General features: G+C 66.5%; 9 protein-coding genes. 4 read left to right on the forward strand and 5 right to left on the reverse strand.

What is annotated here, in order from left to right:
• Position 1: 1 nt before the first annotated feature.
• From ACP7AR_RS12460 to ACP7AR_RS12475, 4 genes are all read left to right on the forward strand, one after another.
• The gene (locus ACP7AR_RS12460; protein ID WP_426186134.1) at positions 2-811 is read left to right on the forward strand and encodes a carbohydrate ABC transporter permease; all 810 of its coding nucleotides are present in this window, start codon (positions 2-4) and stop codon (positions 809-811) included.
• Positions 812-819: 8 nt separating this feature from the next.
• Positions 820-2,919 (forward strand): hypothetical protein, encoded by a 2,100-nt coding sequence (locus ACP7AR_RS12465; RefSeq protein WP_426186136.1) that lies wholly within the window; start codon positions 820-822, stop codon positions 2,917-2,919.
• 129 nt (positions 2,920-3,048) lie between these two features.
• The gene (locus ACP7AR_RS12470; protein WP_426186138.1) at positions 3,049-4,203 is read left to right on the forward strand and encodes a DUF4185 domain-containing protein; all 1,155 of its coding nucleotides are present in this window, start codon (positions 3,049-3,051) and stop codon (positions 4,201-4,203) included.
• Entirely contained in the window at positions 4,200-4,928 is a 729-nt protein-coding gene (locus tag ACP7AR_RS12475; RefSeq protein WP_426186140.1) for an SGNH/GDSL hydrolase family protein, read from the forward strand. The genes ACP7AR_RS12470 and ACP7AR_RS12475 overlap by 4 nt, the downstream gene beginning before the upstream one ends.
• Positions 4,929-4,937: 9 nt before the next feature.
• Here the strand turns inward: ACP7AR_RS12475 and ACP7AR_RS12480 are convergent, their stop codons facing one another.
• The 5 genes from ACP7AR_RS12480 to ACP7AR_RS12500 form a co-directional block, all read right to left on the reverse strand.
• Positions 4,938-7,943: an alpha-mannosidase gene (locus ACP7AR_RS12480; protein ID WP_426186142.1), complete on the reverse strand. Its 3,006-nt coding sequence runs from the start codon at positions 7,941-7,943 to the stop codon at positions 4,938-4,940.
• A gap of 81 nt (positions 7,944-8,024) precedes the next feature.
• The gene (locus ACP7AR_RS12485; protein WP_426186144.1) at positions 8,025-8,840 is read right to left on the reverse strand and encodes a carbohydrate ABC transporter permease; all 816 of its coding nucleotides are present in this window, start codon (positions 8,838-8,840) and stop codon (positions 8,025-8,027) included.
• On the reverse strand, positions 8,840-9,775 hold the full coding sequence (locus ACP7AR_RS12490; RefSeq protein WP_426186146.1) for a carbohydrate ABC transporter permease: 936 nt from the start codon (positions 9,773-9,775) through the stop codon (positions 8,840-8,842). Before ACP7AR_RS12490 ends, ACP7AR_RS12485 begins: the two co-directional genes overlap by 1 nt.
• 69 nt (positions 9,776-9,844) lie before the next feature.
• Complete coding sequence (locus tag ACP7AR_RS12495) at positions 9,845-11,116, reverse strand: ABC transporter substrate-binding protein (protein ID WP_426186148.1); 1,272 nt, start codon at positions 11,114-11,116, stop codon at positions 9,845-9,847.
• A 124-nt stretch (positions 11,117-11,240) separates the two neighbouring features.
• On the reverse strand, positions 11,241-12,269 hold the full coding sequence (locus ACP7AR_RS12500; RefSeq protein ID WP_426186150.1) for a LacI family DNA-binding transcriptional regulator: 1,029 nt from the start codon (positions 12,267-12,269) through the stop codon (positions 11,241-11,243).
• Positions 12,270-12,286 lie beyond the last annotated feature (17 nt).

Consider the following 12,286-nt stretch of genomic DNA (forward strand, 5'->3'; position numbering starts at 1 on the left):
CATGAAAGCCCTCCGCTACGGCATCCTCATCGTCCTGGGAATCGTGTGGCTGATGCCCGCGTACCTGCTCGTCGTGAACGCGATGAAGGACCCGACGACCTTCACATCGAAGACGTCATGGATCCCCACCGACTTCCACCTGTTCGAGAACATCGCCGCCGCCTTCGAGCTGTCCGGCCTCGGCGGCAGCGTGCTGAGCACCCTGCTCTACGCGATCATCTCCCCCACGATCGCGGTGCTCGTCGGCGCGGCCGCCGGCTTCGCGATCGTGGCGCTGCGCCTGAAGCACGGCTTCACGTGGTTCGTCGTGATCTTCGGCGGCTCGGTGTTCCCGTTGCAGATGATCCTGCTTCCGCTGTTCGATGCATATTCCCGCACGGGCATGTTCGACACCCGCGTCGGGATGGTCATCATCTACACGGTCATCTCGATCCCGTTCTCGGCGTTCGTGATGCGCAACTTCTTCACCGGCGTCGCGCACTCCACGTTCGAGGCGGCCGTGCTCGACGGGGCGACGACGTGGAAGATCTTCACGCGCATGTACCTGCCGATGGCATCCAGCGCACTGGTGGCGATCTTCATCCTGCAGGCGACGTTCGTCTGGAACGACCTGCTGCTCGGCCTGACGCTCAGCCAGTCCGATGACGTGCGTCCGATCATCACCACGCTGTCGGGAATGCAGAGCACCTACGGTGGCGCGCAGATGTCAACAGTGCTCGCGGCAGCAGTGATCGTGTCGCTGCCCACCGTCGTGCTGTTCCTCTGCACGCAGAAGTTCTTCAGCAAGGGCCTGGCCCTCGGCCAGTACTGAAAGGCATCATGACCAGTTCGATCCCCACCGTCGACGACCTCGCCGCAGACCCGGTCACGCACCACTACGACGACATGATCGCGCCCGCCGGGCTCACGAACATGCTCGGAACCGTGCGCGTCGACCACGACCTCACCGCGATGTCTGCGGTGCAGTTTCCTCCCATCTCACAAGGGCTCACTCAGACCGCCGTGCTGTTCGTCGACGGGCGGCTGTTCGCGTCCTACGGCGTGCCTGTGACCCACGAGTGGCGACCGGATCGGGTCGTGCGGCGCGCGGCCATCGGCGAGCTCACCATCGAGACGACGACGGTGTGCGTGCCTGGCTCCATGGCGGTGGCGATCGACATCGCGGTGTCGTCCTCTGTCGCGCGTTCTGTGGTCATCGGGCTGTCGGCGGCAGCGCGCGTGACGCGGTCTGCTGACGCGTGGTTGGATGCGGAGTCGCCCTCGGAGCCGGATGCCGTCACCGTGGTCGAAGGCACGTTGGAGTTCTCTTCGGCGGATGCCAAGGCGTGGAGTGTGCAGGGGCTGCTCGGTGGCACGGCTGCGCTGAGTGGCGTGGCCGAATCGGAGGAGTTCGACCTCGGCATCGGCGGCAACGGACGCGGCGGCGACCTCACCGTGACGCTCGACGTGCCCGCGGGCGGCACAGCCCGCACCTCTTATGTCCAGGCGGTCGGCACCACGGCATCCGCCGCTCGCTCCGCCTACTCGGCGATCGTGGCCGACGTGCCAGGCGCCGTCGCCTCGGCCGAAGAGTTCTGGAACCGTCAGCTCTCGGCCGCCTTCACCTCTGGCAACGGGGAGTTCTCGGGTGCACTGCCGGTGCTGGAGACGGCATCCGAACCGCTGCGACGCATCTACTGGTGGGCCGCGCTCGGAGTGATCTGGTTCCGCCGCGACTACGAGGGGAACGTGCTCGGCCGCTCGTATGACACTCTGATGCCGAACTACTGGGGCACGACGACATTCATCTGGGATTACAGCCTCAGCTCGATCAGCCACGCACTGCTCGACCCCGACGAGATGCGCAATCAGCTGCGGCACTGGATCTCGCTCGACATCCACTCCCATTTCGGCACCTCCTCCCTCACCGGCGGACCCGTCGGACGCTGGTACTCGGTGAACGACTACGCGATGATCCGGCTCGTGCACGACTACGTGCGGCTGACCGGTGACGTGGAGTTCCTGTCGGAGCGGGTCGGCGACACGACGGTGGGCGAGTCTGTGCAGGAGTGGGCGACCGCGTGGAAAGCGCTGCGCCGCGACACCGACCTCGCCGACTACGGCGAGATCGACAACCTGCTCGAGTGCGTCAGTTCGTACACGCACGAGGTCGCGAGCCTGAACGCCGCGAACGTGTGGAGCATGCGGACGGCTGCCTCGCTCGCTTCCCTGCAGGGCGACGACTCGGCGGCTGCTGAACTGCGCGATGCGGCTTCGGAGTTGCTGCCGTCGGTCGTCGCGCGTTACCTGCCCGGCGAGGGGATCTTCTCGGCCGGCCAACCAGACGGCACCCAGCTCGCGGTGCGGCACTGCTACGACTTCAGTGTCGTCGGCACGACGATCGCGGACGACCTCGCGCCGGAGGTGAGGGCGGAGATGGTGGAGTTCTTCCAGCGCGAGCTGCAGACCGACAACTGGATGCGGGCGCTGTCGCCGTGGGATCCGGATGCGAGCTACAGCGTGCGCCCCGATCACCAGTGGAACGGCGCGTACCCGGCATGGCCGGCGGATGCTGGGCGCGCACTCGCTGCGCTCGGAGCACCGTCCGTGCTGCTGGACTGGCTCACCGGACTCGCGCAGACCGCCAACCAAGGCCCGATGGGGCAGGCGCACTTCGTGGAGGAAGCGGTCCCGGGCATCAACGGCGGCGCCCGCAAGGCCCCGCCGCAGCTGCCGTACATCATCGACTGGGCATGCTCATCGTCCGGAGCGTGGATCGAGCTCGTGATCGAGGCCCTGTTCGGGGTCTCGGTGGCCACGGACGGCACGGTCACGGCGGCCGGATGCGTCGCGGGGATCGATCCGTCGGCGACGTTGCGCGGGCTGCGGGTCGGTGGGAAATCGTACGACGTTCATGCGGACGGTCGCGTGATCGCCTAACCCGCCCCCCTTGGAAGAAGAGTTTCGGGGGTTCACGCCGACCTGAATCCCCGAAACTCTTCTTCCATCGGGAGATGGGCACCGGGATCACCAAGCACGACGACAACGAAAGAACACAAAGGAGTGGTCATGAAGAACAGAAGAATCCTCGCGGCGGGGCTCGCCACGGCATCCGTGCTGACCGGGGCGCTGCTGGCGGCGCCGGCGAGCGCGACGGTGGCGACCAGAACCGCCATCGGCCAGTGCTCGCTCGCGGACAAGACGCTGACGGCGACAGCATCCATCAACGCACCCCTCACCGAGCAGTTCACGACCTATGCCGACACCGGCGGCGAGTGGACCGGCGGCGACAGCACGTACTCCCTGCCGCTGCGCGGTGGGAAGACCGGCTGGTTCTTCTCCGACTCGTTCCTCGGCACGGTGAATGCTGACGGGTCGCGCCCGACCGACTCACCGTTCGTGAACAACTCCGTCGTCGTGCAGACGAGCAAGGGGCTGTCGACGATCACGGGTGGCACACCGGACGCTCCGGCCGGGATCATCCCTCCGGAACCGGACGGGAAGTGGTACTGGATCGGCAACCCCACACCGGGCGAGAAGCACACGGTGCAGGTGCCGCTGCTGCAGTTCGAGAAGACCGGGCCCAACCCCTTCGACTTCCGCTGGACCGCGAATCGTCTCGCGACGCTCGACGACGAAACGCTGCAGCTGCAGTCGATCGTGGATCTGCCGTCTACGACCGGGATCAACTGGGGGTCGTGGACGCTGCAGGAGGGAAAGACGACCTACATCTACGGCATCGCCGACCCGGAGGGCGTGCGCTCGTCGTATGTCGCGCGCACCGTGGGCAAGGATGCGCTGGCGGGCGACTGGACGTTCTGGAACGGCACGGACTGGGTCGCCGACGAGGCAGCCGCTGTGCCGGTCGTGCCCTACGTGGCGAACGAGTTCAGCGTCGCGAAGTACCGTGACGGGTACCTGCTGGTCACGCAGGACACCTCCGAGCTCTTCAGCACCCGCATCGTCGCGCGCACCTCGTGCTCGCCGACGGGACCGTTCTCTGAGCCGGTCGAGTTGTACCGCACGCCAGAGACAGGGCTGCTCGGCAGCTACGAAGACGCCGATGTGTTCACGTACAACGCTCACGAGCATCCGCAGCTTCGTCAGGGCAATAGCCTGCTCGTCACCTACAACGTCAACACGTTCGATAATGTCGGCGATGTGTATGACGACGCCTCGATCTATCGGCCGCGCTTCGTCGACGTCGAGCTGGAGGTGCGATGACGGAGCTTTCTCGACTGACGGCGGCGCTGGCTTCGGATGCCCCGCTGACGTGGGTGATGACGGGTGATTCGATCACGCACGGCCTCATCCACACCCGCGGCGCGCGCAATTACGTCGACCACCTGCACGAGCTGATCCGCGGTGATCTCGGTCGCGTGCAGGATGCCGTGATCAACACCGCGATCAGCGGGTGGCGCATCTCGCTGATCCTCGACGACTTCGAGCGGCGGGTGGCGACGTGGCAGCCCGACATCGTCACACTCATGATCGGGACCAACGACTGTTCGACCGTGTGGGTCGATCCGGTCGTCTCGCCTTCGGAGTTCGGGGACGACATCGCGACGTTCGTGACTCGCGTTCGTGCGCTGGGTGCGACCCCGGTGCTGCAGACGCCGCCGGCGATCGACCTGCTGCACGCGCCGGATCGGGAGCGCATCGGCGAGTTCGCGTCGGCGATCCGCGAGGTGGCTGCGCGCGAGGACGCGATCCTCGCCGATCAGCACGCGCTGTTCACGTCGTTCTCGGCGGGAACAGGACCGGGCAACGAAGGGATGCCGTGGGGCCTGCTCGACGACGCCTTCCACCCGAATGCGGCAGGACATGCCGCGATCGCGCTCGAGCTCGCGCGGGTGGTCGGGGTCGACTCGGCGGATTCTCGGGTGCTGACCGACCTTGCTGCGCGGGTCGCCGTGGCGCGGCATCCGCACTGGGGAACCATCGACTGACGAACACGATCACACGGTGACGAAGCGCAACGTCACTATCTCGAACGGGCTCAACTGCAGCTCGACGGTTCCCTCCTCCGTCCGTACGATCGCATGGCCTTCCGCCGGGCGCTCGATGAGGTCGGTCTGCTCGATGGCCCGCACCGCGAAGCCGACGGTGAGGTCGACACGCGCGCGCACGCCCAGGGGTTCGTAGAGACGGACGATGACATCTCCTGAGCCGTCCTCTGCGGACTTGACCGTCTCGATCAGCGCGCCGTCACCTGCGACGACGAGCGGGGCGACCGCGGCAGCAGCCTCGCGCAGCGGCAGATTCAGCCGATAGCCTGCCTCGATCGCGGCGGAGACACCGCCGGGCACGAACGACGTCCTGAACGAGTGGTGCCCCTGATCCGCCACCGGGTCCGGGAACAGCGGTGCGCGCACGAGAGTCTGTCGCACCAGGGCGAAGGTGCCGCCGCCGGTCCGCTCGTGGCGGGTCACGTCGTGCCCGTAGATCGCGTCGTTCGCGACGCCGAAGCCGAACTCGGCATCGCCCACGTGCACCCATCGCTGCGCAGCCGTCTCGAAGCGCGCGACATCCCAGCTCGTGTTCGTGTGGATCGGGCGCTCGATGTGCCCGAACTGAATCTCGGAGCGCGCAGTCGTCGTATGCACATCGACCGGGACGCCGAGCTTCAGCATCTTCTGCTGCTCGTGCCAGTCGACGTTCGTCTCGAGATCGACCGCGGCGATGCCCGCCGTCACGGTGATGCACTGCTCCACGGTCGATGCGCCGAAGGAGCGCGTCACCCGGACGGTCGCGGATTCGTCTCCGTGTTCGATCTCGAGGCTGTCGGCGGTGACAAGGTCGACGACCGACCGCCGGTACTCGATGTCGACGTCCCATGCATCGAACTTGCGCGGGGTGTCACGGAACACCTGCAGCAGTCCGCCTCGTGCTCCCGGCGCGATCGCCTCCCGCCGGCTTGCCGCGTCCACGAGCGAGACGAGAAGGCCGTCGGCATCCACCACCACGCTGACCAGTCCGTTGGACAGGGTGATGCTCCCGTCGGCCTCCGAGACGTGAACGTCTCCGCCGACGTCTCTGGTTCCGATCGCGAACGGCGGCACGCCGTCAATCGTCACCGGGGCAGAGTTCGCGAAGAGCGGCTCCTGCGCACCCTCGGCCAGGGCGGACAGGGCCTCGCCGATCACGCCCTCGAGAGCCTCCTTGATCTGCGCGTACTCGACCTCCGCCTGGTCGTACACCCAGCCGATCGACGACCCGGGAAGGATGTCGTGAAACTGCTGCAGCAGCACGGTGCGCCAGGCCTTCCGGAGGACCTCCGTCGGATAGGGGGCGCCCAGGCGCACCGAGGCGGTCGTGGCCCAGAGCTCTGCCTCGTGCAGCAGACTTTCGCTGCGGCGATTCCCGCGCTTCGTGCGCGCCTGCGCCGAGTATGTGCCGCGATGGCTCTCGAGGTACAGCTCGCCCACCCAGACCGGTCGGCTCTGCAGCTCGGCCGATGCCTCCTCGAAGAACACCGCCGGTGTCGTGACGCGCACCGTGGGCGATCCTTCGAGGGAACGGGTGCGCTCGACTGCGGCCATCATCTCGCGGGTCGGACCGCCACCGCCGTCGCCGTAGCCGAAGGGCACGAGCGAGGTGTTCGCTCGTCCCTTTCCGGCGAGGTTCCGCTCGGTGTGGGCGAGTTCGGCACCCGAGAGCATGGAGTTGTAGGTGTCGACGGGCGGGAAGTGCGTGAAGATGCGCGTGCCGTCGATGCCCTCCCACTCGAAGGAGTGATGAGGGAACGCGTTCACCTCGTTCCACGACAGCTTCTGCGTGAGGAAGTACCCCGCGCCCGCTGCGGCGGCGATCTGCGGCAGCGCGGCCGTGTAGCCGAACGAGTCAGGCAGCCACACCTCGGTGGTGTCGATGCCGAACTCCTCCAGGAAGAACCGCTTGCCCTCCACGAACTGACGCGCCAGCGCCTCGGCCCCGGGGAGGTTGGTGTCGGATTCGACCCACATCCCGCCGACGGGGACGAAGCGCCCCTCGGCCACCCGGACCTTGATCCGCTCGTACAGCTCGGGGTAGAACTCCTTGACCCATGCGTACTGCTGCGCGGAGGAGCAGGCGAAGATGAAGTCCGGATGCTGGTCCATGAGGTCGAGCACGTTGGAGAACGTCCGCGCGCACTTGCGCACGGTCTCGCGCACCGGCCAGAGCCAGGCGGAGTCGATGTGCGCGTGACCGACCGCGAAGATCCGATGCGCGCTGGCAGCGGCCGGGGAGGACAGCACTGCGGCGAGCGCCGCCCGCCCGTCGGATGCTGTTCCGTGCACGTCGGCCGGGTCGACGGCATCCACGACGGCGTCGAGCGCACCCCACACCGCCGCACGACGGGGTGAGGGATCGGGCAACTGCTCGGCGAGCCCCTCGAGTGTCCAGATGTCCTGCATCAGCTCCCAGACCTCGGGGTCACGGTGCACCAGAGCAACGCGGCGAAGAGTGTAGAGATGCTCTCGAGGCGCCGTCTCCCGTCGGCCGAGCGCCGTCGGCGCGAAGGTCATCTCCCCGATGACGTCGGGGTTGGCAGCTGCTTCGACGAACACTTCGAAGCTCTCGCCCGGAGCCAGACCCAGCCGCACATAGTCGTTGCGCGGCTCGATGCCCTTGAGTATCCGGCCTTCACGGTCGTAGACGAGGGCCTCGACCTGGAATCCCGCCCAATCATGGATGAAGCCGGGATCGATCACCAGTTCGATCCCGTCTGTCCCCACGGACCAGTCTGCCGGGACGGTGCCGGTGACCCGGAACCAGGTCGTTCCCCAAGGACGCCCCCAACTGCGGCCGACCGCGAACGGCTCGAAGCGCTGACGGACGGCCTCGCTGAACGGCACGGGCTCCCCCGGCACGTCCCACGCCTCGACGGTGACATCGGCGGACGCGTGCTCGACCGCAGAGAGAAGTCGCTCCCGCACGAAGCGGTCCAGACGGGTCTTGATGGGATCGGGGGACGAGTTCATCTGTTCTCCTGGTGGTGAAGGGCGTGTCAAGACTTCGCGGCTGCCCGCAGTGAGCACCCTGGACAAGCGGATCTCTCTCGGTCAGAACTGCCCGAGCGAGAGTCCACGGCTGAACGCTCGTTGTGTCGCGAGGAACAGCAGGACGGTCGGGATGGAGACGATCACGCCGCCGGCCAGCAGCACCGGGGCGGTGGATCCGCCGTAGTTCCCGGTCAGCGCGGCCAACGAGGCCATCAGTGGCCGGATGTCCTCCGACTTCGTCAGAGTCAGCCCGAGCAGCAGGTCGTTCCAGACTCCGGTCGCCTGCAGGATGAACAGCGCGACGAGAGCGGGCCGGGCGAGTGGCAGATAGATCCGCCAGAAGATGCGCCAGGAGGACGCGCCGTCGACGACGGCGGCCTCGAAGACCTGATGGGCGATCCCAGTGAAGAAGTTGCGCATCACGAACGCCGCGAACGAGACCGACGTCACGGCGTAGACGAGGATCAGGCCCCATCGCGTGTCGTAGAGGTCCCAATCCGCGTACCAGAGGAACAGCGGCATGAGCAGCATCTGAATGGGGAACACCGTGGAGCAGAAGATGATCACGAACCACACGAACCCGTGCTTGAGTCGCAGCGCCACGATCGCGAAGCCTGCCGCTGCGCCGATCAGCACCGCAAGGGTCGGGGCCACTACGGAGTAGATGATCGTCGAGGTGAAGGCCCCGCTCAGATCGCCGCGGGTCCAGGCGGCGGCGACGTTCTCGAACAGCCCGTCGAACCCGGTCGCCTGCCATGGAGACGTCGCCGCATACTGCGGCTGCGTCTTCGCCGCGTTGACGATGATCAGGTAGACCGGCGCAAGCCAGATCAGTCCGAGGAGGACGAGGAGCGATTTGCGGATCGTGTCGGACATCACATCGCCTTCGCTTCGTGCAGCTGTCGGCGCAGGTAGAGCACCGAGGCCGCCACCGTGACCACCGTGAGGAACAGCGCGATTGCGGCACCGAGGCCGTAGTCCGCGTTGTTGAAGGTCTCCTTGTACATGGTCAGCGCCAGGGTCTCGGACGATCGCCCTGGGCCTCCCTTCGTCATCGCGTAGATGATGTCGAATGTCTTCAGGGAACCGACGATCGACAGTCCGATCACCACTGTCGTGATCGGACGCAGCATCGGCCACGTCATGGTGCGGAACATCGTCCAGCCCGCCGCGCCGTCGACTCGCGCCGCCTCGAGCGGCTCCCGCGGGATCGACTGCAGGCCGATGGTGAAGAGCAGTGCGTTGACGCCGACCCCCTGCCACGCCGCCGCGCCGATCATCACGACCGTGTTCAGCGGCGCATCCAGCAGCCAGCGCGGCGGATCCATGAGACCGAAGAGGGCGAGAACCTCGTCGAGGGCGCCACCGGTCTGAAGGATGAAGTTCCAGATCACTCCGACGGCGACACCGGAGATGGCGTACGGGATGAGGAACGGCAGGCGGTACCAGAACGACCCGCGAAGGCCGAACGTGAGTACTGCGATCAGCAGCCCCAGACCGACAGGGATCAGCAGCGTGCCGACGACCCAGTACAGCGTGTTGAGCAGCGAGTTGAGCAGACCCGGGTCGGCGAACATCGCGCCGAAGTTGCTCAGCCCGGCCCACTCAGGGTCGCCGAAGCCGTCGAACTCCGTGAAAGCCAAGTAGCCGGTCCAGAGGAACGGCGCGTACAGCAGCACCGCGACAGTGATGATCGCGGGCGAGACGAAACCGATCGCGGACCATTGGATGCGGCGACGCGGACGCCGCGGCGGGGCCTGCGTCCTCTCGACGGTTCCGCGCGCCTCTGGCGCGGTGATGGTGTCAGTCATGGCTCAGCTCTCTCGTTGACGACTGTCGGTCGCGGGTGCGACCGACAGTCGTCCGGCACGGGTCGAAGGTCAGTCCTGTTCGGACCAGTACGCCTCGTTCTCCTTCTGCAGCTCTTCCAGCACGGCGTCGGGGTCGCCGTTGTTCGACACGAACTCGCCGAACACTTCAGTCGAGCGGTTGTAGACGGGCAGCGGCACCATCTCCATGAAGCGGGGCTGGATCTGGTATCCGCCGCCGTTCACGGTGTCGACGAGGTTCTGCAGCTCGGGGTCCGCCAGCGGCGCGTTCGGGTTGAACGAGACGTCCCCGCGGGTCTCGGTCCAGACGGTCTGGGCGTCATCGCCCAGCCACCACTTGCTGTATTCCAGGGCGGCCTTCTCGTTGTCCGCGCCCTTGCCGACGCAGAGGGGACCGGTCTCCAGGACCATCTGCGTGTCTTCGACGTCCGCGTTCATGTTCGGGAAGGTGAAGATGCCGTAGTCTTCGCCGGCGACCTGATCGATCGCCGTCAGCTGCCCGGTGAGGAAGGTGCCGAAGTAGGCCATCGCTACCTCTCCGGTGGACAGCAGCGTCTGCGGATCGGTCTGGACACCCGGATCGATGAACCACCCGTCGTCCATCATCTGCTTCCACTGCTCCGTGGACTCGACGATCGATGGATCGAGGAACGAGCCGTCATCGGTGCCGAGGGCCGCGTACGCCTCCGGGTCCTCACCCGCGGCGAGGGCCATGAACCAGACGAACTCGAAGAACACGTTCATCTGGTGAAATGGCGTGACACCCGCAGCCTTGAGAGTGACGGCGGCGTCCATCAGCTCCTCGAACGTGGTGGGCACCTCGATGCCGTGCTCTTCGAAGACGTGCTTGTTGTAGTACATCGCCCAGTAGACGACGTTGAGCGGCACGCAGTACTGCTTGCCATCGAAGGTGTAGTTGTCCTTGAGGCCTTCGGGCACGAGGCCTTCCTTCTCGGCCTCGGTCCAGATGTCGGTCGTCTCAGCGACGAGGTCGCGCTCGACCAGCTCGCCGAGCGATTCCCCCGTGTGCCATGTGAAGAGATCAGGTACGTCCTTGGTCTGGAACGCCTGCTTCACGAAGCTGTCGTACGCTCCCGCATCCGAGCCGGGGGTCTGGATCACCTCCAGCGTCATCTGCTCGTCCTTCTCGGACACCTCGTTCATGGCGTCGAACGTCGGCTCCCACGCAGCCTTGTCCATGAAGAAGTCAAGTGTCACGACGCCGTCGGTGTCGTCGCCGCTGGCTCCGGTGGAGCAGCCGGCGAGTGTCAGCACCGCTGCGGTGCCGAGGGCCAGGCCGCTGAGCAGTCGGGTGCGCTTCATTTCATATCTCCTCGTCGAGTTACTGGTTCAGGCATCCGCAGGCGAAGGGCCTGTGATGGTAAGCGATTGTCAACGTTGACATTCGACATTAGATCACGGCCTGAGCGCGGTCGTCAAGGGCGATTCAGGCAGGGACGAACAGGGGCGTCCCGCCCCAGTGGATGCGCGCCTCGACGTGTGCGCGCAGGGGAGGCAGCTCAGGAGCGGCGAGCCGCCGGAAGAAGAGCTCGGCACCCGCCCTGCCCACCTCCAGTGGTCGGCTGTCGATCGTCGTCACGCCGAATTGATCGGCGAAGTCGAGCGAATCGAAGCTCGCCATCGCGAAGGCGTGCCGGGCGTAGGCGGCGGACTTCAGGATGCCTACGGTGAGACGGTTGTTGTCGGCGAACACCGCTGTGGGGAGGTCTTCTCCCGCGAAGATCGCGTCCACCGCAGCGGTCGCCTCTGCCTCAGCCGTCAAGCCGCGCCGCACAATGGACATGTCGAGGTCGATGCCGCCTTCGCGAAGGGCCGAGAGGTAGCCCTCCCATCGCAGCGGGGCTCCGTACCCGGCATCCGGGTGGCCGAGGAACGCGATCCTGCGGTGCCCCCGGGCGATGAGGCCGGCGATCACCTCGTGCGTGCTGACATCGTTCGCCGTGGTCACCGTATCGGCGGCTGATCCGAGCGGAGTCGAGTCGACGAAGACGAGAACCGAACCGAAGTGGAGCTCATTGGCCAGATAGGCGAAGTCTGTGCCGGTCGGGGCCACGATGAGCCCCGACACCCGCTGGGCGAGCAAGCCCTCGATGGCCGCACGTTCCAGTGATGCGTCGCCGGCGGCCTCGGCCACGATGATGGGGAAGCCGTGCTCTGCGGCGACGGCGTGTATGCCTCGCAGCAGGGGCGGGAAGAACGGGTTCGACAGGTCGGAGAGCATCACGCCGACGGTCGACATCCGCTGCCCTGTGCGTCGGAGACCGGCCGCGATGTCATTGCGCTGGAAGCCGATTCGCATCGCCTCGGCGAGCACCGCCTCCCTGGTCGTCGCGCGAACATTGGGCTCCCCCGACAGTGCGCGCGACACCGTCTTCACGGTGAAGCCGGTCACGTCTGCGATGTCCTGCATCCGTGGTCGTTGCGGCATCCGCCCGCCGTGGGTCTTCTCGGTCATGTCGACTCCCTTCCGCC

It is taken from the genome of Microbacterium sp. TWP3-1-2b2 (assembly GCF_049896145.1).
Taxonomy (GTDB): domain Bacteria; phylum Actinomycetota; class Actinomycetes; order Actinomycetales; family Microbacteriaceae; genus Microbacterium.

Coding starts and splice junctions, on each gene's coding strand:
- ACP7AR_RS12470 (WP_426186138.1), top strand. CDS start 3,049: ATGAAGAACAGAAGAATCCTCGCGGCGGGGCTCGCCACGGCATCCGTG.
- ACP7AR_RS12480 (WP_426186142.1), bottom strand. CDS start 7,943: ATGAACTCGTCCCCCGATCCCATCAAGACCCGTCTGGACCGCTTCGTG.
- ACP7AR_RS12465 (WP_426186136.1), top strand. CDS start 820: ATGACCAGTTCGATCCCCACCGTCGACGACCTCGCCGCAGACCCGGTC.
- ACP7AR_RS12475 (WP_426186140.1), top strand. CDS start 4,200: ATGACGGAGCTTTCTCGACTGACGGCGGCGCTGGCTTCGGATGCCCCG.
- ACP7AR_RS12495 (WP_426186148.1), bottom strand. CDS start 11,116: ATGAAGCGCACCCGACTGCTCAGCGGCCTGGCCCTCGGCACCGCAGCG.
- ACP7AR_RS12500 (WP_426186150.1), bottom strand. CDS start 12,269: ATGACCGAGAAGACCCACGGCGGGCGGATGCCGCAACGACCACGGATG.
- ACP7AR_RS12485 (WP_426186144.1), bottom strand. CDS start 8,840: ATGTCCGACACGATCCGCAAATCGCTCCTCGTCCTCCTCGGACTGATC.
- ACP7AR_RS12490 (WP_426186146.1), bottom strand. CDS start 9,775: ATGACTGACACCATCACCGCGCCAGAGGCGCGCGGAACCGTCGAGAGG.
- ACP7AR_RS12460 (WP_426186134.1), top strand. CDS start 2: ATGAAAGCCCTCCGCTACGGCATCCTCATCGTCCTGGGAATCGTGTGG.